At 39.0% G+C, this 24,007-nt stretch carries 28 protein-coding genes and 1 other annotated feature; of the genes, 27 read left to right on the forward strand and 1 reads right to left on the reverse strand.

Going from position 1 to position 24,007, the window contains the following annotated elements:
• Positions 1-10 precede the first annotated feature (10 nt).
• The 17 genes from QFZ31_RS28180 (at position 11) to QFZ31_RS28260 (ending at position 17,165) form a co-directional block, all read left to right on the forward strand.
• On the forward strand, positions 11-2,422 hold the full coding sequence (locus tag QFZ31_RS28180) for an ATP-dependent RecD-like DNA helicase (RefSeq protein ID WP_307309559.1): 2,412 nt from the start codon (positions 11-13) through the stop codon (positions 2,420-2,422).
• Positions 2,415-2,930 (forward strand): PRC-barrel domain-containing protein, encoded by a 516-nt coding sequence (locus QFZ31_RS28185; RefSeq protein WP_307309561.1) that lies wholly within the window; start codon positions 2,415-2,417, stop codon positions 2,928-2,930. The genes QFZ31_RS28180 and QFZ31_RS28185 overlap by 8 nt, the downstream gene beginning before the upstream one ends.
• A 12-nt stretch (positions 2,931-2,942) precedes the next feature.
• Positions 2,943-3,134 carry a hypothetical protein gene (locus QFZ31_RS28190; RefSeq protein ID WP_307309564.1) on the forward strand — a complete coding sequence of 64 codons (192 nt, stop codon included), beginning with the start codon at positions 2,943-2,945 and terminating at the stop codon, positions 3,132-3,134.
• Positions 3,135-3,211: 77 nt separating this feature from the next.
• Positions 3,212-3,346: a YrzQ family protein gene (locus tag QFZ31_RS28195; RefSeq protein ID WP_307309567.1), complete on the forward strand. Its 135-nt coding sequence runs from the start codon at positions 3,212-3,214 to the stop codon at positions 3,344-3,346.
• A gap of 91 nt (positions 3,347-3,437) precedes the next feature.
• Complete coding sequence (locus QFZ31_RS28200) at positions 3,438-4,517, forward strand: AI-2E family transporter (protein ID WP_307309569.1); 1,080 nt, start codon at positions 3,438-3,440, stop codon at positions 4,515-4,517.
• A gap of 62 nt (positions 4,518-4,579) precedes the next feature.
• Positions 4,580-4,795 (forward strand) — a binding site (T-box leader).
• A gap of 55 nt (positions 4,796-4,850) precedes the next feature.
• On the forward strand, positions 4,851-7,484 hold the full coding sequence (gene alaS, locus QFZ31_RS28205) for an alanine--tRNA ligase (protein ID WP_307309571.1): 2,634 nt from the start codon (positions 4,851-4,853) through the stop codon (positions 7,482-7,484).
• A gap of 281 nt (positions 7,485-7,765) precedes the next feature.
• Positions 7,766-8,032, forward strand: a complete 267-nt coding sequence (locus QFZ31_RS28210) for an IreB family regulatory phosphoprotein (protein ID WP_063251385.1) — start codon at positions 7,766-7,768, stop codon at positions 8,030-8,032.
• Between the two features lie 3 nt (positions 8,033-8,035).
• Positions 8,036-8,452, forward strand: a complete 417-nt coding sequence (gene ruvX, locus QFZ31_RS28215) for a Holliday junction resolvase RuvX (RefSeq protein ID WP_063251384.1) — start codon at positions 8,036-8,038, stop codon at positions 8,450-8,452.
• 12 nt (positions 8,453-8,464) lie between these two features.
• Positions 8,465-8,755, forward strand: a complete 291-nt coding sequence (locus QFZ31_RS28220; protein ID WP_045517819.1) for a DUF1292 domain-containing protein — start codon at positions 8,465-8,467, stop codon at positions 8,753-8,755.
• 315 nt (positions 8,756-9,070) lie between these two features.
• Complete coding sequence (mltG, locus tag QFZ31_RS28225; RefSeq protein WP_307309575.1) at positions 9,071-10,204, forward strand: endolytic transglycosylase MltG; 1,134 nt, start codon at positions 9,071-9,073, stop codon at positions 10,202-10,204.
• Between the two features lie 173 nt (positions 10,205-10,377).
• Positions 10,378-11,019, forward strand: coding sequence for an O-methyltransferase (locus tag QFZ31_RS28230; protein WP_307309577.1), 642 nt, complete (start codon positions 10,378-10,380; stop codon positions 11,017-11,019).
• Between the two features lie 6 nt (positions 11,020-11,025).
• Complete coding sequence (locus QFZ31_RS28235; protein WP_307309579.1) at positions 11,026-11,955, forward strand: peptidase U32 family protein; 930 nt, start codon at positions 11,026-11,028, stop codon at positions 11,953-11,955.
• A gap of 58 nt (positions 11,956-12,013) precedes the next feature.
• Entirely contained in the window at positions 12,014-13,285 is a 1,272-nt protein-coding gene (locus QFZ31_RS28240; RefSeq protein ID WP_307309580.1) for a peptidase U32 family protein, read from the forward strand.
• A 1-nt stretch (position 13,286) separates the two neighbouring features.
• Positions 13,287-13,922 carry a uridine kinase gene (gene udk / locus QFZ31_RS28245; protein WP_179596991.1) on the forward strand — a complete coding sequence of 212 codons (636 nt, stop codon included), beginning with the start codon at positions 13,287-13,289 and terminating at the stop codon, positions 13,920-13,922.
• A gap of 161 nt (positions 13,923-14,083) precedes the next feature.
• Positions 14,084-14,560: a transcription elongation factor GreA gene (greA, locus tag QFZ31_RS28250; protein WP_179596989.1), complete on the forward strand. Its 477-nt coding sequence runs from the start codon at positions 14,084-14,086 to the stop codon at positions 14,558-14,560.
• Between the two features lie 66 nt (positions 14,561-14,626).
• On the forward strand, positions 14,627-16,393 hold the full coding sequence (locus tag QFZ31_RS28255) for a peptidoglycan D,D-transpeptidase FtsI family protein (RefSeq protein WP_307309585.1): 1,767 nt from the start codon (positions 14,627-14,629) through the stop codon (positions 16,391-16,393).
• A 106-nt stretch (positions 16,394-16,499) separates the two neighbouring features.
• Positions 16,500-17,165, forward strand: a complete 666-nt coding sequence (locus QFZ31_RS28260) for a YrrS family protein (RefSeq protein ID WP_307309587.1) — start codon at positions 16,500-16,502, stop codon at positions 17,163-17,165.
• 157 nt (positions 17,166-17,322) lie between these two features.
• On the opposite strand, the gene QFZ31_RS28265 is transcribed toward QFZ31_RS28260, so the two are convergent.
• A complete protein-coding gene (locus QFZ31_RS28265; RefSeq protein WP_373459883.1) occupies positions 17,323-17,529 on the reverse strand; it encodes a DUF2536 family protein in 207 nt (68 codons plus the stop codon).
• Between the two features lie 149 nt (positions 17,530-17,678).
• Here QFZ31_RS28265 and QFZ31_RS28270 point away from each other — a divergent pair, with 149 nt between their 5' ends.
• From QFZ31_RS28270 to QFZ31_RS28310, 10 genes are all read left to right on the forward strand, one after another.
• Complete coding sequence (locus QFZ31_RS28270; protein ID WP_307309591.1) at positions 17,679-18,317, forward strand: class I SAM-dependent DNA methyltransferase; 639 nt, start codon at positions 17,679-17,681, stop codon at positions 18,315-18,317.
• 14 nt (positions 18,318-18,331) lie between these two features.
• Positions 18,332-19,027 carry a 5'-methylthioadenosine/S-adenosylhomocysteine nucleosidase gene (gene mtnN, locus QFZ31_RS28275; protein ID WP_307309592.1) on the forward strand — a complete coding sequence of 232 codons (696 nt, stop codon included), beginning with the start codon at positions 18,332-18,334 and terminating at the stop codon, positions 19,025-19,027.
• Positions 19,028-19,056: 29 nt separating this feature from the next.
• Positions 19,057-19,980 (forward strand): PLP-dependent cysteine synthase family protein, encoded by a 924-nt coding sequence (locus QFZ31_RS28280; RefSeq protein ID WP_307309595.1) that lies wholly within the window; start codon positions 19,057-19,059, stop codon positions 19,978-19,980.
• Complete coding sequence (locus tag QFZ31_RS28285) at positions 19,981-21,114, forward strand: bifunctional cystathionine gamma-lyase/homocysteine desulfhydrase (protein WP_307309597.1); 1,134 nt, start codon at positions 19,981-19,983, stop codon at positions 21,112-21,114.
• 127 nt (positions 21,115-21,241) lie between these two features.
• Positions 21,242-21,490: a YrhC family protein gene (locus QFZ31_RS28290; RefSeq protein ID WP_179596975.1), complete on the forward strand. Its 249-nt coding sequence runs from the start codon at positions 21,242-21,244 to the stop codon at positions 21,488-21,490.
• A 410-nt stretch (positions 21,491-21,900) separates the two neighbouring features.
• The gene (locus QFZ31_RS33905) at positions 21,901-22,041 is read left to right on the forward strand and encodes a YrzI family small protein (protein ID WP_373459884.1); all 141 of its coding nucleotides are present in this window, start codon (positions 21,901-21,903) and stop codon (positions 22,039-22,041) included.
• 30 nt (positions 22,042-22,071) lie between these two features.
• On the forward strand, positions 22,072-22,212 hold the full coding sequence (locus QFZ31_RS28295) for a YrzI family small protein (protein ID WP_307309600.1): 141 nt from the start codon (positions 22,072-22,074) through the stop codon (positions 22,210-22,212).
• Positions 22,213-22,238: 26 nt separating this feature from the next.
• A complete protein-coding gene (locus tag QFZ31_RS28300) occupies positions 22,239-22,382 on the forward strand; it encodes a YrzI family small protein (RefSeq protein ID WP_307309603.1) in 144 nt (47 codons plus the stop codon).
• Between the two features lie 538 nt (positions 22,383-22,920).
• Complete coding sequence (gene sigK, locus QFZ31_RS28305; protein ID WP_045517798.1) at positions 22,921-23,637, forward strand: RNA polymerase sporulation sigma factor SigK; 717 nt, start codon at positions 22,921-22,923, stop codon at positions 23,635-23,637.
• A 111-nt stretch (positions 23,638-23,748) separates the two neighbouring features.
• On the forward strand, positions 23,749-23,910 hold the full coding sequence (locus QFZ31_RS28310; protein WP_307309606.1) for a hypothetical protein: 162 nt from the start codon (positions 23,749-23,751) through the stop codon (positions 23,908-23,910).
• The last annotated feature ends 97 nt before the right edge of the window (positions 23,911-24,007 follow it).

Raw genomic sequence — 24,007 nt, forward strand, 5'->3', positions numbered from 1 at the left:
GGAAGCACCCGTGGACAAGCAAAGCTCGCTTGATTTATTTGCTGAGCAAGGGAAGTTCGTCAAAGGAAAACACCTAGTTACGATTTTTCATAATGAGCAGAATCTTTACACGGTATTAAGAATTCGTGTTGAAGAAACAAACCATGAATATGAAGACAAGGAAGCTGTGATCACAGGCTATTTTCCTAAAATTCATGAACATGAAACCTACATTTTCTTTGGTGATTTTAAGGACCATCCTAAGTTTGGCATGCAATTTCAAACGAAGCATTTTCGGAAAGACATACCTCAAACCAAGCAAGGTGTCGCTGCTTATTTATCTAGCGAGATGTTTAAAGGGATTGGGAAGAAAACAGCCGAAAAAATTGTAGAAACATTAGGAGAAAATGCGATCTCAAAAATTTTAAATCAACCCTCCTTACTTGATTCTGTCCCAAAGCTTCCTCCTGATAAAGCAAAAATGCTTTATGATACGTTGATGGAGCATCAGGGCCTCGAGCAGGTAATGGTCGCTTTAAATCAATATGGTTTTGGGCCGCAGCTATCAATGAGAATGTATCAAACCTATAAGGACGAAACCTTGGATATTATTCAAAAGAATCCCTATAAACTCGTAGAGGATATTGAAGGAATTGGTTTTGGCCGTGCTGATGAACTGGGTTATCAACTTGGAATTCAAGGTAATCATCCGGATAGGATAAAAGCAGCCTGTCTTTATTCACTGGAAAACGAGAGCATGCAGACAGGGCATGTTTATGTACACGCTGAGGATATGCTAATACAGGTTAAAAACCTGTTAGAAGAAAATAAACGAGATCAAATTGAATTCACCGATATTTCCACAGAGATATTGAAACTAGAAGAAGAGGGAAAACTAGTTGGTGAGGAAAAGCGCGTCTATTTGCCTTCTTTGTATTTTGCGGAAAAAGGCTTAGTTACAAGTATAAAAAAAATACTGGAACAAACCGAATATAAGGATCAATTTCCTGAATCGGAATTTTTGCTGGCATTAGGGAATCTTGAGGAGAGACTAAACGTACAATATGCCCCAACCCAAAGGGAAGCGATACAAACAGCGTTGATGTCGCCGATGTTAATTCTAACAGGAGGACCTGGAACAGGTAAAACAACGGTTATTAAAGGGATAGTTGAGCTCTATGCAGAATTGCATGGCTGTTCATTGGAGCCTAAGGAGTATCATGCAAAGGGAGAACCATTTCCTTTTTTACTAGCTGCCCCAACAGGGAGAGCAGCAAAAAGGATGAGTGAATCAACAGGCCTGCCGGCTGTAACGATACATCGCTTACTGGGCTATAACGGAACAGAAGCCTTTGATCATGATGATGCAACTCCTCTAGAAGGAAAAATTCTTATTGTTGATGAGACATCCATGCTTGATATTTGGTTAGCAAATCAATTATTCAAAGCACTGCCAGAGAATATTCAAGTCATACTTGTAGGTGACGAAGATCAGCTGCCTTCGGTTGGACCTGGTCAGGTGCTAAAGGATTTATTGAAATCAGAGGTTGTCCCCACTGTAAGACTAACAGATATTTATCGCCAGGCTGAAGGGTCATCTATTATTGAACTCGCACATGACATTAAAAAAGGGTTCTTGCCTCCCAATGTTACCGTAAAGCAGCCTGACCGTTCATTTATCAAATGTTCGACACCTCAGATTCCACAGGTGATTGAAAAGGTTGCGCTTAATGCGAAAAGTAAAGGGTATTCAGCAAAGGATATTCAAGTGCTGGCACCGATGTACAGAGGTCCTGCAGGTATTGACCGTTTAAACGTACTGCTGCAGGAAATTTTTAATCCTAATCCAGACGGTACACGTAAGGAAATTTCATTTGGTGAAGTAAAATATCGCATTGGTGATAAAGTGCTGCAACTTGTAAATCAGCCGGAAAGCAATGTTTTTAACGGGGATATTGGAGAAATTATTTCGATTATCTATGCAAAGGAAAATACTGAAAAACAAGATATGGTATACATTTCTTTCGAAGGAAATGAAGTCGAATATACACGCCAAGACTTGAATCAAATTACGCATGCCTATTGCTGTTCGGTACATAAATCGCAAGGCAGTGAGTTCCCAATCGTCATTCTCCCCATTACAAGAAGCTATTTTCGAATGTTAAGAAGAAACCTCATTTATACCGCCATCACAAGAAGTAAGCAATCGCTAATCTTGTGTGGAGAAGAGGAAGCACTAAGGATGGGTGTCGAAAGAGCGGATGAACAAAGTAGACAAACCACATTATCCCAAAAACTCCAAGAAATGATAACAGTCAAAGAACTTGCTGAAGAACCAGATCATGAAGAAACAACATTATCAGCAGAGGAACTATTAATGCAAGTCAATCCAATGATTGGCATGGAAAACGTTTCACCTTATGATTTCATGGTAAATGACTAAAACTATAAATGTTCACAGGAGGTGGGGCACTCTGCGAACATTTGGTTTATTAAAAGGACAGCCGGTGTTTGAATCGAAAACGGGTTCGAAGATTGGCGAGGTTACAGACTTATGTATCTCAAATGATGGGATAGTTAAGGGCCTTTTGGTTAAAAAAGGCGTTTTCTTTAAACAATCCTATTTTCTTGACATTCAGGATGTACTATCGTTTGGCTGGGATGGGGTCATGATTGAAGAGAATGAATCTCTTGAAAGACTCAAAACAAATCCAGAATATACCCTTTTCCATCAGCACTCTCTAAATGGAAAAATGCTTATTTCAAATAGCGGAGAGTCACTCGGATTGTTAGAGGATGTATATTTTCATGAGGAATTGGGCACAATCGTAGGGTACGAAATTACGGATGGTTTCTTTTCGGATATAACGGAAGGGAAACAGATTATACAATCCGAGAAGCCCCCTGCGATCGGAAAGGATGCCATCATCGTAGACGTTAATCATACGTGAGGTGTTCTTTTCATGTTAAAGTGTCCCAATTGTCAGAGCAAAGATATCGGCAAGATCGGCATAAACCAATATTATTGCTGGAATTGTTTTATTGAATTGTCTCTCACCAAAGGCATCATTAATACCCATCAGGTTGAAGAAGATGGTACACTCAGTTCCTTAGATGACTTGTTTGAAGAAGAAGAGCGTCGTTACACCATATAAAGTGGAAACACTTGGGTACTGAAGGTAGACAGTTTCGAAGTACAAAGCACTGTCAAACTACTGAAGAGGTGAGACGTATGAATAAAGTAATGACTTCCGTTGTTGCATTGGGTGTTGGAGTGGCAGCCTATAATATTGCGCAAAGAAACAACATGATTTCTGGCCGTCAAATGAAACGGATGCAAAGAAAAGTAAAACGTGCTTTATTCTAAATATGATCCCCCTCATCTTGAGGGGGATTTTTGCTTTATGTATAAATCCGGTAGCTGACTCCAAAAATAAGGTAGAAGGAGGCATGTATCGGTGGAAATTCGTGTTAAATGGTTTTATCGAATCGGTTTTTTGCTTCTTTTACTCATTGCTATTTATGTATTTTTAAAAATTCGTTTTTTCTGGCTGCCTATCGTTAGAGTGGTTTTTGTTATTATGCTTCCTTTCTTTATAGGTGGTTTTATTACTTATTTGCTCCATCCTATCGTGGAAAAGCTGCATGAAAAAGGCCTACACCGGGGGCTAGCTATTTTCTTTATTTATTTTCTGTTTTTTGGCGGTATTGGTCTAGCTATATATAAAGGAATTCCCGCCTTTATTTCTCAAGTACGGGACCTGGCAGAAAGTGCTCCCATCTTAGCAGAGCAATACCGAAGCTGGATTAAGGACCTTCAATCACATACACGTGAGTGGCCAGACGGACTTCAAGAGCGGATTAATGACGGTGTCATCGGTTTTGAGAAGAAATTAGATTCTCTCCTAACTGTAATCGTTGATTCCTTATTAAACATTTTGAACTTTGCATTTGCGTTGATGATTATCCCTTTTATTGCTTTTTATATGTTGAAGGATTTCACCACCATAAAAAGAGCCGTTTGGTATATCACACCTAAACAATGGCGGAGAAAAGGAACACGTTTTCTTAAAGATATAGATGAATCACTCGGGAGCTATATTAGGGGTCAGCTCCTCGTCTGTCTCATTATCGGAAGTCTTTCGACGGTATTCTTTTGGATATTTCACTTAAAGTATCCCTTGCTTTTAGGATTGATTATTGGAGTCACAAATGTAATTCCCTATTTTGGTCCAATAATAGGTGCAGTTCCAGCTGTATTTATTGCTGCAACAAGCTCGGTTAAGTTAGTGATTATTACAATTGCAATCGTTTTTGTATTGCAATTTTTGGAAGGCAATATCCTCTCCCCCTATATTGTTGGAAAGAGTCTTCATATGCACCCGTTAATGATTATGATTGCGTTAACCTCAGGAGGGGAAATAGGGGGAATAATTGGAATGATTGTGGCAGTGCCCGTTCTGGTTGTCCTTAAAGTCAGCGTTCTTCACGCTAAAAACCATTTCGCACGCGGAAAACTGAAGGAACCTGCATCATAAAATAGGTATTAGATTGACAAACGTTTTTTGTGTAGCTATAATCCGGTTATAGAATATTTTGGATTAACATGTTGAAGGACCCTAGTATGTTGTAGTCCATCTCTAAGAGAGGAGCTTCCTTGGCTGCGAGAAGCTTTAGATGAAGGATAACAGAAGCTAGTCCGGAGTGCAGCTAACCACTGCCGTCATTGCCGCGTTAAGGCGTTATTTGAGAGGTGAACACGTGTTTTTTGTGTTCATAATCAGGGTGGTACCGCGAGTTAGCTCTCGTCCCTGTCAGGGATGAGGGCTTTTTTGTGTTCTTTTTTAATTTAAAAGGAGGGTAAAAATAATATGAAATACTTGACTGGTTCAGAAATTCGAAAAATGTATTTAGACTTTTTTCAGGAGAAGGGGCATGCTGTTGAACCAAGTGCGTCGCTTGTTCCTCACGACGATCCATCATTATTGTGGATTAATAGTGGTGTTGCCACATTAAAAAAATACTTCGATGGACGCGTAATTCCTGATAATCCTAGAATTACGAATGCTCAAAAATCAATCCGTACCAACGATATTGAAAATGTTGGAAAAACAGCACGTCATCATACTTTTTTTGAAATGCTTGGGAACTTTTCGATTGGTGAGTATTTCAAAGAGGAAGCAATTGAATGGGCATGGGAATTTTTAACCGATAAAAAATGGATTGGCTGGGACCCAGAATTACTTTCTGTTACGATTCATCCTGAGGACCATGAAGCATTTGAGCTTTGGAATAAAAAGATTGGTATTCCAGAGGAAAGAATTATCCGCCTTGAAGGGAACTTCTGGGATATTGGTGAAGGACCAAGTGGACCAAATACTGAAATCTTCTATGATCGAGGTCCAGAGTATGGTGATGACCCGACAGATCCTGAATTATATCCAGGCGGTGAAAACGAACGTTATCTAGAAGTTTGGAATCTTGTTTTTTCACAGTTTAATCATAACCCGGACAATACCTACACTCCACTGCCAAAGAAGAATATTGATACAGGTATGGGATTAGAAAGAATGGCTTCCGTCGTTCAAAACGTACCAACTAACTTTGATACAGATTTGTTTATCCCAATTATCAGAGCTACAGAAGAAATTTCGGGTGTGAAATATGGTGTGGAAAAAGAAAAGGATACAGCATTTAAGGTAATTGCCGACCATATTCGTACAGTGGCATTTGCTGTTGGTGATGGTGCACTTCCTTCTAATGAAGGACGCGGGTATGTATTACGCCGTTTACTGCGCCGTGCGGTTCGGTATGCTAAGCAAATTAATATCAACCGACCATTTATGTATGAACTAGTTCCTGTGGTAGGAGAAATCATGCATGATTTTTACCCAGAAGTAAAGGACAAAACTGAGTTTATTCAAAAAGTTATTAAAAATGAAGAGGAACGTTTCCACGAAACTTTACATGAAGGCTTATCCATACTAGGAAATGTCATCAAGAAAGAGAAAGAAAAAGGCAGTGCTACAATTCCAGGAAGTGATGTTTTCCGTCTTTATGATACCTATGGTTTCCCTGTTGAACTAACAGAAGAATATGCAGAAGAGGAAGGCATGAAGGTTGATCACGCTGGGTTTGAAACAGAAATGGAATTACAGCGTGAGCGTGCTCGTTCTGCGCGTCAGGATGTTGGCAGTATGCAGGTTCAAGGCGGTGTACTAGGCGATATTGTTGTAGAAAGTCAATTTGTTGGTTATGACCAGCTTGAAACAAGCTCGACAGTTGTTGCAATTGTTAAACATGGAGAATTAGTTGACGAAGCATTCAGTGGTGATGAAGTGCAGCTAATACTTGATGTCACGCCTTTCTACGCAGAAAGCGGCGGTCAAATTGCGGATCGCGGAATCATTCTAGCAGAAGGTGTTACCGTAAGCGTAAAGGATGTACAAAAGGCGCCAAACGGGCAAAATCTTCATAGAGCTGTCGTGGAGTCAGGAATTCTTAAGACAGACGCAAAAGTGACTGCAAGTGTGCATCAAGATAATCGAGTACAAATTATCAAAAACCATACTGCTACACACCTGCTTCATCAAGCATTAAAGGATGTGCTTGGAACGCATGTAAACCAGGCAGGTTCACTGGTAGAACCAGATCGTCTTCGTTTTGACTTTTCACATTTTGGCCAAGTAAAGCCAGAGGAATTAGAGGAAATTGAAAAGATCGTTAACGAAAAAATCTGGAAGAATATCGAAGTGGATATTAGCTTAAAACCAATTGCTGAGGCAAAATCAATGGGTGCAATGGCGCTTTTTGGTGAAAAATATGGTGATATCGTTCGTGTGGTTAAAGTAGGGGATTATAGCTTAGAACTTTGCGGCGGCTGTCACGTACCAAATACATCTGTTATTGGGCTATTTAAAATAGTCTCTGAAGGCGGTATTGGTGCAGGTACAAGGAGAATTGAAGCAGTAACCGGCGAATCTGCTTATCAATTAATGAATGACCAGGTTGCTTTATTAAAGGATGCAGCGGATAAGCTGAAAACTAACCCTAAAGAGGTAGTTAACCGGATAGAAATCTTAATGACTGAAATTAAACAACTTCAGCGGGAAAACGAATCACTTGCAGCCAAATTAGGAAATATTGAGGCAGGTAACCTCGTATCAAAAGCAAAGCAAATTGACGGTGTCACGGTATTAGCTGCAAAAGTTCAAGCTTCTGATATGAATAACTTACGAAATATGGCCGATGATCTGAAACAAAAAATCGGTTCGGCTATAATCCTGCTAGGAAGTGTAAATGAAGGGAAAGTTAATTTAATCGCAGCGGTGACGAAGGATTTAATTGACAAGGGATACCATGCTGGAAAATTAATCAAAGAGGTCGCAACAAGATGCGGTGGAGGAGGCGGAGGCCGTCCAGATATGGCTCAGGCTGGAGGTAAAGATCCTGAAAAACTCGACTCTGCCCTGCAATTCGTTGAAGAATGGGTAAAATCAATTTGATAATGAGACAAAGTAGTGTAAAATGGTGGTAACTAGAAAAGCGGAAGTGCCTTGCCCAGGGGCGACAGGCATAAGACAAGCCGGCAAGAAGGTTGTTCTTTAACCTTCTTGTCGGATTGTCAGAAATGTGGAGGCGACTGCCCTGGGGCGACTTATGACTCGAGTCCCAAGGAGCCGAAACTAGACAAGCTTATGACCCCGAGCCCCTAGGCACTGTAGCCAGACACAAACTAACTAGTCAAGGCAGTTATCTCCTCTACTAAAAATGCGAGGTGCATATGATGAGCTCATTTGATAAAACGATGAGGTTTAATTTTCCTGAAGAGCCTTTTGAACATGACGTAAATGATGTTCTTTTTCAAGTTCATGAAGCCCTGCAAGAAAAAGGATATAATCCAATTAATCAAATCGTCGGATATTTACTTTCCGGTGACCCTGCTTATATTCCACGTCATCGTGACGCACGGAATATCATTCGTAAACTCGAGCGGGATGAAATTATTGAGGAATTGGTTAAATCCTATTTAAAACAACGACGTGAGGGTTAAGAAATGCGAATTATGGGATTAGATGTTGGCTCTAAGACAGTCGGTATTGCCATCAGTGATGAACTTGGCTGGACTGCACAGGGCCTCAAAACCCTAAAAATTGACGAAGAAAAAAATAAGTTTGGTTTTGACGAAATTGGTCAATTAATAAAAGAGTATGGAATTAGTCAAGTAGTCATCGGTTTGCCAAAGAATATGAATGGCACGATTGGACCTCGAGGTGAAGCCAGCAAGCGGTACGCAGAGGAAATTGAAAACCAGTTTTCAGTTTCAACCATTTTATGGGACGAGCGTTTAACGACAATGGCAGCAGAGAGAGTCTTGCTTGAAGCGGATGTCAGCCGTAAAAAGCGAAAAAAGGTTATTGATAAAATGGCAGCATCGATGATTCTACAAGGCTATCTGGATAGCAAAAATTAATGAGGTGACGTTATGGAACACGGAGAAAATCAAATTACAATTGTAGACGAAAAAGGTAACGAACAATTATGTGAAGTACTTTTTACATTTGAATCAGAGGATTTTGGTAAGTCCTATGTTTTGTTTCAACAAGTAGGCGGCGTAGAAGACGATGAAGAGGGTCCTGAGATTCATGCATATGCCTTCAATCCTAATGATGAAGACGGTGAAGGGGAATTAATTCCTATCGAAACCGAAGAAGAATGGGATATGGTAGAAGAAATGCTAAATACCTTCTTTGACGAACAAGAAGACGAAGAATAATTTCCAAAAAAGGCGATCCTGACGAAGGGTCGTTTTTTTTGTCATATCGTGAATGCGCTTTCATTGCGTGGTTGTCTAGCTCCAGCGCCTAGGGGCTCGGGGTCATAAGACAATCCGTCAGAAAGGTTAAAGAGCAACCTTCCCGCCGGCTCGTCTTATGCCTGTCGCCCCTGGACAAGGCGCTTCCGCTTTTCGAGTAAAATTGACATTTTTCGCTATTTATGCTGAAATAATATCTGATATGCTTTTTTAAAATAACGTAAAAAAAGAGTTTGAAAGATATATGTTTAACCGGCAAATGGGAGGGGCAATAAAATGTCATCAGAAGAGACACACTCGAAAAAAGAAGTCATTCGTAAGAAAATGCTCGAACACCAAAGCGAGGCAAGAATTGTTCGTAGAATCGTTTTGACCATTACGATTGTAACCCTTTTAGTATTGGTCTTTATTGGCGGAGGGGGTTACCTCTACATCAAGTCTGCCCTTGAACCAGTTGACAAGGACAGTAAAGTTCAAAAAAAGGTAGAAATTCCGATTGGCTCATCGGTTACGGGAATATCTGAAAAGTTAGCGGAAAGTGGAATTATTAAAAATGCTAAAGTCTTTAAATATTATGTAAAGTTTAAAAATGAAGCAGGTTTTATGGCTGGGGAATATGAACTGAGTCCCTCAATGGAAATTTCCGAAATTATTAATCGGTTAAAAACAGGGAAAGTACTCCAACAGGCAGCGTTCCAGTTAACGATTCCAGAAGGTAAACAATTAAGAGAAATCGCCCAAATTATGGCTAAGGCTGTAAATAAACCTGAGGATGAAGTTTTTAATCAATTAAATGATCGTACATTCATCCAAACATTGATGGCGAAATATCCGGATTTACTAACAACAGATATCTTAAATCCAAATATAAAATATCCTCTAGAGGGTTATCTGTTCCCAGCAACCTATCCTTTCTACAAACAGAATCCAACTATAGAAGAAATGGTTGTAACCATGCTGGATCAGACTCGAAAAGTGATAACACCATATCTGGCAGAATCTAGTGATGAAAAGATCACTGCTCACCAGTTGCTAACTATGTCCTCATTAATCGAGGAAGAAGCAACAGAAAAGGCTGACCGCAAAAAAATCTCAAGTGTATTCTATAATCGAATCGAGCAAGGGATGCCTTTACAAACAGATCCAACTGTTCTTTATGCACAAGGCAAACACAAAGAGAGAGTATTATACGAGGACCTAGAAGTAGATTCACCTTATAATACGTATAAACATAAAGGGCTTCCTCCTGGACCAATTGCAAATGCCGGAAAAGATTCTCTTGATGCAGCAGTGAATCCGGCGGATACAAAACATTTATATTTCCTTGCTACAGCAGAAGGGGAAGTAATTTTTACAAATACCCTCGATGAACACAACGCAGCAAAAGCGGAGCATATTACCAACCAATAATTAACCGAATAACAAGGAGGAATAGTTTTCTTTCCTCCTTGTTTATGGTAAAATAGTTCAAGTGTTTTATGAGCAGATAATAGCGTTTCTATTGAACGCTATTTTTTCATGTCTAAAGAACAGCATTGTGGCAAACAATGCTTTTTAAGCGGATAGAGGCAGGTGATGGCAGTTTGTTGAATGATAAACTGCATTCTTATATTGAGGAACTAATTCCAGAGCGTGAACCATTGTTTATCGAAATGGAAGGCTACGCTAAAGAAAACAAAGTACCGATTATGGAGCTCGTGGGAATCGAAGCATTGCTGCAGCTTTTAAGAATTCAAGATTCAAAAAAAATTCTAGAGGTAGGTACTGCAATAGGATATTCGGCTTTGCGTATGGCTGAGGCACTGCCAAATGCGTCGATTGTTACGATAGAACGAGATTTAGAAAGAATTCAGGCAGCTGAAGAATATATGAGTCGTTCGAAACAGGGCGAACAGATTTTATTGATTAAAGGTGACGCCCTTGAAGTGGAGGAACTGGTAAAGGGACAAGCACCATACGATACCATTTTTGTAGATGCTGCAAAAGGTCAATATAAAAAATTCTTTGAAATGTATTCGAAATACCTAAGTGTTGATGGAGTCATCATTACGGATAATGTTTTATTTAAAGGTCTTGTAACAGAGGCAGAAATCGAATCAAAACGGATTCGGAATCTCGTTAAAAAAATTGATGGTTTCAACCAATGGCTGATGAATCACCCTGATTATCACACTGTTATTCTTCCTGTTGGCGATGGAATCGCAATTAGTAAAAAGAAGAGGTGAAGCAAGTTGAAAAAAACGGAATTACTAGTAACGCCATTATCAGTGGATGATATTTTACCATTAGCTGAAGCTGGTGCTGATGCATTTGTGGTCGGTGAACAAAGATATGGATTGCGTTTAGCAGGTGAATTTAATCGCGAACAGGTAAAACAAGCAATAGACTTAGCACATGAACAAGGTAAAAAAGTATATGTCGCGGTTAATGCTATCTTTCATAATGAAAAGGTTGCTGAATTAGATGACTATATAAAATTTGTTGCTGAAGCAAATGCAGATGCGATTATTTTTGGTGACCCCGCTGTCCTAATGACTGCCCGTGAAGTGGCACCAAATATGAAACTGCATTGGAGTACGGAAACGCTTGGGACAAATTGGTTCTCATGTAACTATTGGGGTAAAAAGGGTGCGAAGAGAGCTGTTCTTGCCCGAGAGATTAATATGGATGCAATTGTCGAAATCAAAGAAAATGCTGAGGTTGAAATCGAAGTACAGGTTCATGGCATGAGCTGTATGTTTCAATCAAAGCGGTCCCTGCTTGGTAACTATTATGAGTACCAAGGAAAAGTAATGGAAATTGAAAATCGTAGAATGGAAAAGAATATGTTCCTTCACGATAAAGAAAGAGAAAACAAGTATCCAATCTTTGAAGATGAGAATGGAACCCATATTATGAGCCCAAATGATATATGTATCATTGACGAGCTTCAAGAGATGTTAGAAGCTGGAGTAGATTGTTTTAAAATCGACGGTATCTTAAAGACATCTGATTATGTTATTGCGGTAACAAAGGCGTACCGCGAAGCTATTGACTTGTACTTCCAAGATCCAGATTTATACGAGGACAAAAAAGATGAGCTGTTAGAAGCTATTGAAGAAATTCAGCCAGCTAACCGCAAATTGGATACAGGATTCTTTTTTAAGGAAACAGTATATTAAAAGAAAAGCTTCAGCGCCTAGGCGCTGAAGCTAGACAAGAAGTAGGAGGAGTTCAATCGTGAATACAGTTACAAATAAAATTTCTGAAATCATCGATGGAAAACGTGTGATTGTGAAAAAGCCAGAACTCCTTGCGCCGGCAGGAAATCTTGAAAAATTAAAGATTGCTGTACAATACGGAGCCGATGCCGTGTTTATTGGCGGTCAGGAATATGGTTTACGTTCAAACGCTGATAACTTTACATTTGAGGAAATGAAAGAAGGCGTCGAATTCGCTAAAAAATATGGTGCGAAAATCTACGTAACAACAAATATCTTTGCTCATAATGAGAATATTGATGGATTACAAGATTATATCCTTGGACTAAAAGGAACAGGAATTGCTGGGATTATCGTGGCAGATCCATTGATTATTGAAACTTGCCGCAGACTTGCTCCAGAAATAGAAATTCATATTAGCACCCAGCAATCAATTACAAACTGGAAAACAGCTCAGTTTTGGAAGGAAAGCGGTGCTGAACGTGTCGTTTTAGCACGTGAGGCAAGTGCAGAAGAAATCAGAGAGATGAAGGAAAGGGTCGATATTGAAATTGAGACCTTTATTCATGGTGCCATGTGTATCGCTTATTCTGGACGTTGTACATTAAGCAATCACATGACTGCAAGAGATTCTAACCGAGGCGGATGCTGTCAGTCGTGCCGCTGGGATTATGATTTATATCAGCTGGAGGGTAGCACAACGGAAGTACCTCTTTTCAGTGAAAATGACGCTCCATTTGCAATGAGCCCAAAAGACCTTAATCTTATCCAAGCCATTCCTCAAATGATTGAGCTCGGAATCGACAGCTTGAAAATTGAAGGCCGTATGAAGTCGATTCACTATATTGCAACGGTTGTAAGTGTCTATCGAAAAGTAATTGACGCTTATTGTGCAGACCCTGATAACTTCGTCATTAAACGTGAGTGGTTAGAAGAGCTGGATAAATGTGCGAACCGTGAAACGGCACCAGCATTTTTTGAAGGGATTCCGGGGTATAAAGAGCAAATGTTTGGTAATCATAGCAACAAGACAAAGTTTGAATTTGTCGGTCTTGTGTTGGATTACAATGAAGAAACACAAATGGTCACCCTTCAACAACGAAACCACTTTAAACCGGGTCAGGAAGTTGAGTTCTTCGGTCCGGAAATTCAAAACTTTACACATGTGATTGATAAAATCTGGGATGAAAAAGGTAACGAACTGGATGCTGCTAGACATCCGCTTCAGATTGTACAATTCAAATTGGACAAACCGGTTTACCCTAACAACATGATGCGAAAGGAGAACTAGGTTGATGCGCAAACCGGTTGTTATTGGTGTTGCCGGAGGTTCCGGCTCAGGAAAAACGAGTGTTACTAAAGCTATATATGAAAGCTTTAAAGGTCACTCTATTACGATGATTCAACAAGATTTTTATTATAAAGACCAAAGTGATTTACCATTTGAGGAACGATTAAAAACGAATTATGATCATCCACTGGCATTTGACAATGATTTGCTTATCAAACATATTGAAAAACTATTACGATACGAGCCAATTGAAAAACCAGTGTATGATTATTCAATTCATACTCGTTCAAAAGAAGTTATTGCAGTTGAGCCTAAAGATGTTATTATTTTAGAAGGTATACTTGTTCTTGAAGATGAGCGGTTGAGAAATTTGATGGACATCAAGTTATATGTTGATACTGATGCAGATATTCGAATTATTAGAAGGTTATCACGCGATATTAAAGAGCGTGGACGTACCTTGGACTCTGTTATCGAACAATATACAAATGTTGTCCGTCCTATGCACAACCAATTTATTGAGCCGACAAAGAGATATGCAGATGTGATTATCCCTGAAGGCGGGCAAAATCATGTGGCGATTGATTTAATGGTGACAAAAATTCAAACAATTCTTGAACAAAAGTCATTTTTATGAAACAATAGCGTAAAGATTAGTTTGAAATGAATCCATATTGGATGAATACAAGTTGCGCGCCCTTTTAAGAGGACGCGCTCCTATGTATTTGTGTGATACCTACATATCATTAATAAACACAATCTATGGGGGATTGTGAAGACTAGAAGGAGTGAGAAGTTTTGGCAATAGAAAAAGTATTTCCAATGACACAGGCAGGTAAAGACAAACTAATTCAGGAGCTTGAACATTTAAAATCAGTTAAACGTAAGGAAGTTGTTGAAAGAATTAAAATTGCTAGAAGTTTCGGGGATTTATCTGAAAACTCCGAATATGATTCCGCAAAGGAAGAACAAGCATTTGTGGAAGGTCGTATTACAACGTTAGAAAATATGATCCGCAACGCTAAAATTATCGAAGAAGCCGACATGGCTAGTGATTCTGTTACTTTAGGAAGATCTGTAACATTTATAGAACTTCCTGATGGTGACGAGGAAACGTATACAATCGTTGGCAGTGCGGAGGCTGATCCGTTTGAAGGGAAAATTTCTAACGATTCTCCAATTGCAAGAAGCTTAATTGGTAAAAAGGTCGGCGATCAAGTATCTGTCCAAACACCAGGCGGCGAAATGAGCGTTAGAATTACTTCTATCAAGTAATCAAATTTTTATGAATATGTTTGAAATGGAAACACCTCGTCAAAACTTTTGACGAGGTGTTTTTTTATGATACGTAAACGGATTAAAGGTTTACTCATCTTGTGCATTGCAGGGCTGCTGGTTCTTTTAGCTCGATTAATTCAGATCCAGCTAGTCCAAACAGAAAGCTTTTCAAAGCACAATGTCAACTTATTAGAAGAAAGCGTACAACAACGAACACAAGAATTAGTGATCGATAATGGCCGCGGTAATTTTCTTGATCGAAATGGAGATTTACTAACACATAAAAAAGTACCCGTTCTAGTTCTTTTTCCTTTTTTGAAAAATATGACTTGGGATGTTGAAGCTGTATCAGCGATATCTGGAATATCAAAAGAAAGTTTAAATAAGGCATTAGAAGACGCCAAAAAGCCGTTTGCTTATGGTGAACCTCAGCCTTTGGAGTTAACGCCCTCTCAAATGGAAAGAATCAACAAACTAGAGATTCCAGGTGTATTTGCGATTGAAAAGAAATTTGAACGTACTGTTATTCCTGCAGAGCAACTGATTGGTTTAACAGGAGAAAATGCAAAAGAATTAAAAAAACGTTACCCAAATAAGGAACTCTCTGAGAAAACCTTGATTGGTGTTTCTGGTCTTGAAGAGAGTTTTGATGAATTTTTGCTTCCTGAAGGAAAATCAAAACTTGTTTATCATGTTGATGGAGACGGAGCCCCGTTATTTGGAATTAATGTGAAATATGTGGATCCAGCTAATCCCTTTTATCCAGTAAATGTTAGAACAACCATGGATAAAAGTTTGCAACAAATGTCTGAAGAGCTAGTGGACAAGCATGGAATTAAAAAGGGCGGCTTGGTACTCCTCGATATCGAAAGTAATAGTGTCCTAGCGTCTGTTTCGAGGCCAGCCATCAATCCAAAAGACCCTTATAGCAGCTCTGGGATTACAAATCGTATGTTAAAGCAAGAAATAATGGGCTCTATTTTTAAAACAGTGGTTGCGGCAGCGGCCATCGATCAGAACCTTGATGACCCAGCCAGGTTATATAATTGCAGTATTAAAATTAATGGGGAGCCTGAAACAAAATATAATTATGGTATGCTCTCTTTTACAGATAGTTTTGCGAGAAGCTGTAACCGAACTTTCGGTGAACTGGCGAGGGAACTTCAAAAGAAAGATAAAGATTTGTTGGAAGAATATGCTTCTAAACTGTCGTTAACAGGCACTGTTGGCTGGAAGGGTGAAGTCTATCATACCAATAATTTTAAACAGCTGGTTGATGAGGATAAAGGAAGAGTATTTTTAACAGAAGAGGCTAAAAAAGATCCTAACTTTGCTGCCATGTCAGGAATAGGTCAGCATGAGGTTCGTGCCACTCCAATAGCCGTGGCCAATATGATGGCCACGATTGCAAGAGGCGGTAAAAAGGAAATGGTCAGCACCGCTTCAAAAATTGAATATAAGAATGGTACCACAATGGTTAACTTTGATAAACAAGAGTTATCCGGAGATATTATTTCGCCGTATACAGCAATGAAACTGCAGAAGTTGTTAAGAGAGGTTGTTGTGAATCCGAACGGGACTGGAAAGTGGTTTAAAGATCTTCCATATGAGGTAGCTGGAAAATCGGGTACAGCGGAGACGGGAAAATATCAGGGTGATAAGCAGCTGCATAATAAATGGTTTGCAGGTTATTTCCCATATCAAAACCCAAAATATGCGCTTGTTGCCGTAAATTTGGATGTTCTTGATACAGAGGGAGGCGTCAATTTACTCTTTGCTGATATGGTTAAAATGTTACATGAACATGACAAAGAAGGACAAAAAGATTAACTTTAGGGAAAATCCTTCAAGTTATTTGCAATTCATGTTAGAATGTTCACAGCCATATTAATTGTTTAGCGGCGCTTCCGCTTTTCTATTTGGAGGGATTTTTGTAATGAGTAACGATTTCCAATCCGGCTCACGTTCCGGTTATCGGGCTAAAAGGAAGAAAACGAACCTGATCTTGAATAGTCTAATCGTTATTGTACTGGCACTCATATTCTTTGTAGCCTACACTATTTTTTTATCAGGTGACGATAAAGCGTCCCAAAATGAGGAACAAACAAAATCAGCAGCAAACGAAGCCTCAGAAAAAGAGGATAAAAATACTGAAGATAAAACAGCAGTAAAGGAATCCGAGAAGAATACTGATTCAGAAGAAAGTGCTGATGAAGAAAGTGAAGAAGCCTCTTCACCTGAACAAGAGGATGATTCACAGGCCGTTATCACTGAGGGAGATGGTTCTTCTAACGTACTTAGAACCATCGAGAACCCGACATGGAAGCCTGTAGGTACAGTACAAACGGGTGAACATGCGCCTGTGTATGATAGCTCGTCAGTCGATTGGCAGGAAATGCTAACGGCCATTTCTTATGCCACTGGTTTAGAAGAAAGCAATATGACTGTATATTGGTTAGGTCGCGATAAAACCTCAGGCAATGGTACGTTTAGTACTGTTGCGTCCAAAGACAAATCGCAAAAATACAACGTATACCTTGAATGGGTGGATGGCCAAGGCTGGAAACCTACAAAGGTCGAAGAACTTACTGCAATTCAATAGAATAGTAAAAATAGGATGGGACTCCATCCTATTTTTTGTCTAGCTCCAGCGCCTAGGGGCTCGGGGTCATAAGCCAATCCGTCATGAAGGTTAAAGAGCAACCTTCACGCCGGCTCGTCTTATGCCTGTCGCCCCTGGACAAGGCGCTTCCGCTTTTCTATTTACGTTTAAAATGAACGACTGCGGTAAAGTACGTTTGCCCCTTTTCGTTAGCATACATTTGATGTGAGACTGAATGAACGCCTAAAAGAATCGCTTTGTTTTCCTCAATTTTTGCCTCGATTTTCTTTTCTAAAACTTTTAAATCCGTTGCGTCAAAAAATTCTACTTTATCATCAATGAAATCAATTTGAAAATTCATCATCGTATCATCCCTTCTATATCTACATTTTAGTAATTACCAACATTGTAATCAATGAATATTTCAATGAAAGTGGAAATTATGATAACAAGTTTGTGTTTAATTCATAGTATACATATAGGATTTATAAGAATGTTTGGAGGATTGATGGATTGGGACTTGAATTTTTAGATGTCTTTGAACAATGGGCGGATTCATATGATGAAAGTGTTGGCGGAAATAATCGCGAATATAAGGCGGTTTTTGCTGGGTATGAGCAAATATTAGAAGCTGTGACAGCACTTTCAAAGGGCAACGTCGTTGAGTTTGGTGTTGGAACGGGTAACTTGACGAAAAAACTGCTTGATTCGGGTTTAAAGGTAACTGGAATTGAGCCTTCGGTACCAATGCGGGGAATAGCAGAAGCAAAGCTCGGAACCAAAGCAAAAATACTCGACGGTGATTTTCTTCATTTTCCTGAAATAATAAATGTTGATACAATTGTCTCCACATATGCATTCCATCATCTGACTGATGTGGAAAAGGATGAAGCAATTGCCAAATATGGAAAGCTGCTTTCAAAAGGTGGTAGAATAGTGTTTGCGGATACGATGTTTGAATCAGTGGAAGAGTATAATAATGCAATCGTAAAAGCGAGAGAACAAGGCTTTCATAACCTGGCAAAAGATTTGGAAACAGAATATTATACCACCATCCCAATTTTAAAAAGTATTTTAGAAAATAGTGGTTTTACTGTTAGTTTTAATCGTTGTAATCATTTTGTCTGGTTAATGAAAGGAGAAAAACGATAGAGAGAGGTTTGAATATGAAAATTGCCATCATCGGAGCAATGGAAGAAGAAGTAAAATTATTAAGAGATAATATTGAGGGGCAAAAACAAGAAACCATAGCCGGATGCGAGTTTACTTTTGGACAAATGAACGGAGTAGAAGTGATTTTGCTGCGCTCCGGAATTGGAAAAGTAAATGCTGCAATGTCAACAACCATTTTACTTGAAAAATATAAGCCTAATTGTGTAATCAACACAGGCTCTGCTGGGGGATTCAATCCCGATTTAAATGTAGGTGATGCAGTAATATCAACTGAGGTTCGTCATCATGATGTGGATGTAACAGCCTTCGGTTATGAATATGGGCAGGTACCGCAACTACCGGCAGCTTTTTTGGCTGACGATAAATTAGTTGAAGTGGCTGTAAATGCAGCGAAAGAACTAGATAAATTTAAAGTCGTGAAAGGGTTAATCGTAACAGGAGACTCCTTCATGGAAGATCCAGAACGTGTTAAGTTTGTACAATCAAAGTTTGATAAATTACAGGCTGTTGAAATGGAAGCGGCTGCGATTGCACAAGTTGCACATCGTTTCGGGGTTCCTTTCGTGATTATTCGTTCATTATCTGATATCGCTGGAAAGGAATCTGAAATCTCTTTTGATCAATTCATCGACCAAGCTGCAACCCATTCAGCTACGTTGGTCATGAAAATCGTCGCAGCTTTAAGATAGATAGTCAGCCAGAAAGTGGTGGCGTGGCAGTGAGAGTTTACAAAAATGTACATGAAATGATTGGACACACACCTATGGTGGAAATTACTCAGTTTTTACTGCCGAAAGGCGTGCGTATTTTTGCTAAGCTGGAATTCATGAATCCTGGCGGCAGTGTTAAGGATCGTCTTGGTGTAGAGCTTTTACGAGAGGCTTTTGAAAGTGGAAGGCTTCAAGCGGGGGGGACGGTGATTGAACCGACAGCCGGGAATACAGGGATAGGAATAGCGCTTGCCGCACTAAACAAAGGGGTACAGGTTATTTTATGTGTACCTGAAAAGTTCAGTATTGAAAAACAAGAATTAATGAAAGCTCTAGGAGCAAAAATTGTTCATACGCCAACTGAAAAGGGGATGAAGGGAGCAATCGCGAAAGCGGAGGAACTGCTTAAAGAAATCCCTGGATCTTATTGTCCGCAGCAATTTGGCAATCCAGCTAATCCTGAAACTTATTATAAAACACTAGGGCCTGAGCTCTGGGAGCAAATGGATGGAAATATTAGTATATTTGTTGCTGGAGCTGGCACAGGCGGAACCTTTATGGGCACTGCGCGTTACTTAAAAGACCAGAATAAAGCCATAAAGACTGTTATTGTAGAACCAGAAGGCTCAATATTAAATGGCGGTGAATCAGGCCCTCATAAAACTGAGGGAATTGGTATGGAATTTCTACCTGATTATATGGATCCAGATTATTTTGATGCGATTCATACAATTCCTGATGAGGATGCATTTGGGTTTGTGAAAGAATTAGCAGCAAAGGAAGGTCTATTAGTTGGCAGTTCATCTGGAGCGGCATTTATGGCCGCCATGTTGGAAGCAGAAGGTGCCAAAGTCGGGACGAATATTGTCGTTATTTTTCCGGATGGAAGTGAACGCTATTTAAGTAAGAAGATTTATGAAGGGGGGATTTAGGTGAAAAGAAAAACAAAATTAATTCATGGCGGTATTAGTACCGACCCGGCAACAGGTGCAGTCTCTTTCCCCATTTATCAAGTAAGCACCTATAAGCAAGAAGGCGTTGGCGGCCACAAAGGCTACGAGTATTCAAGAACAGGTAATCCTACTCGATTTGCCCTTGAAGAGCTGATTAAGGATCTTGAGGGTGGTGAAGCGGGTTTTGCCTTTGGTTCAGGAATGGCCGCTATGACTGCTGTCATGATGCTCTTTAATAGTGGAGATCATGTGATTCTAACAGATGATGTGTATGGCGGCTCGTTTCGTGTTATGACGAAGGTATTAAACCGTTTAGGAATAGATTCAACTTTCGTTGATACCAGTAATCTAGAGGCTATTATGAGTGCAATAAAACCAAATACCAAGGCGATCCATTTGGAAACACCAACAAATCCACTTTTAAAAATTACTGATATTGAACAAGTGGCGAAACTTGCCAAAGAATCTGGGCTGTTGACAATCGTTGATAATACCTTCTCGACGCCTTATTGGCAAAATCCAATTGAGCTTGGTGCTGATATTGTTCTTCATAGTGCAACAAAATATTTAGGAGGACACAGCGACGTTGTAGCGGGGTTAGCGGTGGTTAATAGTAAGAAGCTTGCTGAAGACCTTCATTTTGTCCAGAACTCAACTGGAGGCGTCCTAGGACCACAAGACTCATGGCTTTTAATTCGGGGTATTAAGACGTTAGGTATCCGGATGGAAGAAACCGAAAATAATACTGCTGCTATTGTTGATTTCCTACAAGGACATCCTGCAGTCAAGAAAGTATATTACCCCGGGTTGGAAACACACCCAAATCACTCCATTGCAAAAAAACAGGTAAGAGGTTTTGGAGGAATGGTTTCATTTGATGTGGGAAGTGCAGAAAATGCAGATAAACTCCTAAGTAAGATTCATTATTTTACTTTGGCGGAAAGTCTAGGTGCGGTTGAAAGTCTTATTTCCGTACCAGCAAGAATGACTCATGCTTCCATTCCTATAGAACGACGAGCAGAATTAGGGATAACAGAAGGATTAGTGAGAATTTCAGTTGGTCTTGAAGATGTAGAGGATTTGATAGAAGATCTAAAACAGGCATTAGAATAATAGGAATCCAATCCGGCTTTTACGCCGGATTATTATTATTCTGTTTTTCTAAAATTTACATCCACATTTAAGCTGTTTTTTGTGTTAAAGTAGCTTAGTAGATTTTAAGAAAAGCAGGTGACCTACAGTGGACAAACAGACAAAGAAGATTTACGAAAAAATGGTTGATTTTAGACAATTTGCTGTCGTATTACTTGCTGTCGGTGTATTTTTCTTTTTAGGTGTAATTATTCCGTCCGACACAAAGAGTGAGATGGATGTAAATATAATGATGATCGCTTCGATGTCCTTTTTAGCGGTTTCGATTTTACTTTTTATTCAATCGAAACAGTGTCAGATAAAACTTATGGATATGGAAGATGGTAACCAGCGATAAACGTTCCCTTATGAACGTTTATTTTTTTTTTGCAGGCAAATTAACTATTTTTAAAAAAAATTCAAAAAAGTGGTTTACAAAGGATATGTTGATGGATATAATTACCGTAGTTAGTAAAAAATTCCGAAGGGGGTCGAAGAAAATGATGATGAAGTTAAAAGCTGCAGTCACTAGCAATGTTACTTGGATTACAACTGCATATGTAAATAATTTGCATTCGACCAACGGGAATGGATTGCTTAACTAATTCTGGTTAACTATACATATCCATGCCGCAGGGAGAATCGCGCCCTGCGGTATTTTTGTGCCTAAAAATTGGCTGCAAGGGAGTAATTTCTTGCGGCCTTTTTGTGCTCATTAGATGGATATTATTGACAGATTTGGTTATAAAAGGAAGAGAGGTGATAAGGATGACCCTAAATATATTTTTTATCTCAGTTACATTCAAAAGACACAAAGAAAGCCTACAGGAAGCAGAACGAAATGAAATGATTGAAAAACTTTATGAGCAAAACAAAGCACATCAACTGTCGGTTTATCATTTACTATAAATTAACCCTAAAAAAAGGAAGTGTATTTAAATGACTCTTAATATTTTATTTTTTTCGATTACAGTTAATAAGCATAATGAAAGTCTAGAAGAAGCAATTCGAAATGAAACAATTGAACAGCTGTATGATCAGCACAAAGACCGTCAAGTAACAGCTTATCATTTAATGTAGTAAACCCTTTATGGGAGGTGATAGTCATGACCTTAAATATCTTATTTTTATCGATTACCATCAAAAAACGTGAGATGAGTATCGAAGAAGCAGCTCATCAAGAACAAATCAAAGAAATATATGAAACAACAAAAGATCGTCAAATTTCTGTTCATCGCATTATGTATTAAGGCTTAACAACAATAAAAAGAAGGGTGGTTTTACAATGATTTATTTATTACAAGACCGTGGAGCAAGCTTATGGAGTATGAAGGATTCCACCTAGTTAGCCTATTTAAGGAGAGGTAGCTCAAAATGCCTGTACACAACTTTTTATTATTTCTTTTCTTAAAAACGAAAAAGAAATTCAAAAATGATAGATAAGAACTAATTATTTTTGTTAACAGAATGTTCACAATCCCTGAAGTTAGATACTGTGAAAATATGATAAATTCGAAGTAGATAAAAGGGTCTATCTAAAGGGGTGGAGAAGAGTTCATGGTCGTAATGGCTTTGGTCATAACTGGGGCAATTAGCTGTGTAATATCAGCAGAACTAAGTGTAGAATAATGAGTCGGCATTGATCTTTTATAGAGGTCAATGCTTTTTTTATATGTATGATAAAAGGCTTTATTTTCAAATAAATGTCTTGGACAGACACAATTGGACTGTTTCTAACATAGGAATTAGTTATAGGCAAAGCCCAAAAAAGCACGGGGGTGTATGTGCATGGCAGGCATTTTCACAGCACTTGGTTATCTCATTAAGGAATTTTTATTTCTTGTCTCTTATGTAAAAAACAATGCTTTTCCGCAGCCCCTTTCTGCTGCAGATGAGAGGAAATATTTACGGTTAATGGCGGAAGGGGACTCACATGCTCGTAATATGTTGATTGAACATAATTTGCGGCTTGTAGCTCATATCGTCAAAAAGTTTGAAAACACTGGGGAAGATTCAGAGGATTTGATTTCAATCGGAACCATTGGATTAATTAAAGCCATTGAGAGCTATTCAGAAGGCAAAGGAACAAAGTTGGCTACGTATGCCGCTCGTTGTATTGAAAATGAGATACTTATGCACTTGCGAGCTCTAAAGAAGACAAAAAAAGATGTCTCCTTGCATGACCCGATTGGACAGGATAAAGAAGGCAATGAAATTTCACTTATTGATGTACTAAAATCCGAATCAGAAGATGTGATCGATACCATTCAGTTAAACATGGAGCTCGAAAAAATTCGAAAATATATCGATGTCCTTGATGACAGAGAGAAGGAAGTAATCGTAGGTCGTTTTGGTCTTGACCTTCAAAAGGAAAAGACACAGCGAGAAATTGCGAAGGAATTGGGTATTTCTCGAAGCTATGTTTCGAGGATTGAAAAAAGAGCATTAATGAAGATGTTTCATGAATTTTACCGAGCTGAGAAAGAGCGTAAGAAAAAGAACTAAGTTGAGAGCCGGAGATTATTCCGGCTCTATTTTCTTGTTAAAACGGCTTGTGCCTATACATGTCACAAAACCGGGACATAACCTATTATAAAAGGAAAAGGGGGTATTCATGTGTCATATGGTTATCAAAATTATTGTTGCTGCCCAGCCCCTTATCCAGTTTATCCTGTACCCTATACAACTGGTGGAGGAGGATGGTATGCACTCTTTATCGTTTTACTGATATTGGTGCTCATCTTCGGCGGCTGGTGGTACTATACAACCTGCTGTTAAGAATAATGATGCTTGTGCACTCCTGGCACAAGCTATTTTTTGTTTAAAACGCTAATAATAGAATTATTCAAAAAATATATTATAATGAAAAAGTACA

The organism is Neobacillus niacini (assembly GCF_030817595.1).
In the GTDB taxonomy this organism is placed as follows: domain Bacteria; phylum Bacillota; class Bacilli; order Bacillales; family Cytobacillaceae; genus Neobacillus; species Neobacillus niacini_G.

What these genes read in the sequence shown, in the direction of transcription:
- QFZ31_RS28185 (WP_307309561.1), top strand. Translation starts at nt 2,415, where the DNA reads ATGACTAAAACTATAAATGTTCACAGGAGGTGGGGCACTCTGCGAACA.
- QFZ31_RS28190 (WP_307309564.1), top strand. Translation starts at nt 2,943, where the DNA reads ATGTTAAAGTGTCCCAATTGTCAGAGCAAAGATATCGGCAAGATCGGC.
- QFZ31_RS28195 (WP_307309567.1), top strand. Translation starts at nt 3,212, where the DNA reads ATGAATAAAGTAATGACTTCCGTTGTTGCATTGGGTGTTGGAGTGGCA.
- alaS (WP_307309571.1), top strand. Translation starts at nt 4,851, where the DNA reads ATGAAATACTTGACTGGTTCAGAAATTCGAAAAATGTATTTAGACTTT.
- QFZ31_RS28210 (WP_063251385.1), top strand. Translation starts at nt 7,766, where the DNA reads ATGAGCTCATTTGATAAAACGATGAGGTTTAATTTTCCTGAAGAGCCT.
- ruvX (WP_063251384.1), top strand. Translation starts at nt 8,036, where the DNA reads ATGCGAATTATGGGATTAGATGTTGGCTCTAAGACAGTCGGTATTGCC.
- QFZ31_RS28220 (WP_045517819.1), top strand. Translation starts at nt 8,465, where the DNA reads ATGGAACACGGAGAAAATCAAATTACAATTGTAGACGAAAAAGGTAAC.
- mltG (WP_307309575.1), top strand. Translation starts at nt 9,071, where the DNA reads ATGTCATCAGAAGAGACACACTCGAAAAAAGAAGTCATTCGTAAGAAA.
- QFZ31_RS28255 (WP_307309585.1), top strand. Translation starts at nt 14,627, where the DNA reads ATGATACGTAAACGGATTAAAGGTTTACTCATCTTGTGCATTGCAGGG.
- QFZ31_RS28260 (WP_307309587.1), top strand. Translation starts at nt 16,500, where the DNA reads ATGAGTAACGATTTCCAATCCGGCTCACGTTCCGGTTATCGGGCTAAA.
- QFZ31_RS28265 (WP_373459883.1), bottom strand. Translation starts at nt 17,529, where the DNA reads ATGATGAATTTTCAAATTGATTTCATTGATGATAAAGTAGAATTTTTT.
- mtnN (WP_307309592.1), top strand. Translation starts at nt 18,332, where the DNA reads ATGAAAATTGCCATCATCGGAGCAATGGAAGAAGAAGTAAAATTATTA.
- QFZ31_RS33905 (WP_373459884.1), top strand. Translation starts at nt 21,901, where the DNA reads ATGACCCTAAATATATTTTTTATCTCAGTTACATTCAAAAGACACAAA.
- QFZ31_RS28295 (WP_307309600.1), top strand. Translation starts at nt 22,072, where the DNA reads ATGACTCTTAATATTTTATTTTTTTCGATTACAGTTAATAAGCATAAT.
- QFZ31_RS28300 (WP_307309603.1), top strand. Translation starts at nt 22,239, where the DNA reads ATGACCTTAAATATCTTATTTTTATCGATTACCATCAAAAAACGTGAG.
- sigK (WP_045517798.1), top strand. Translation starts at nt 22,921, where the DNA reads ATGGCAGGCATTTTCACAGCACTTGGTTATCTCATTAAGGAATTTTTA.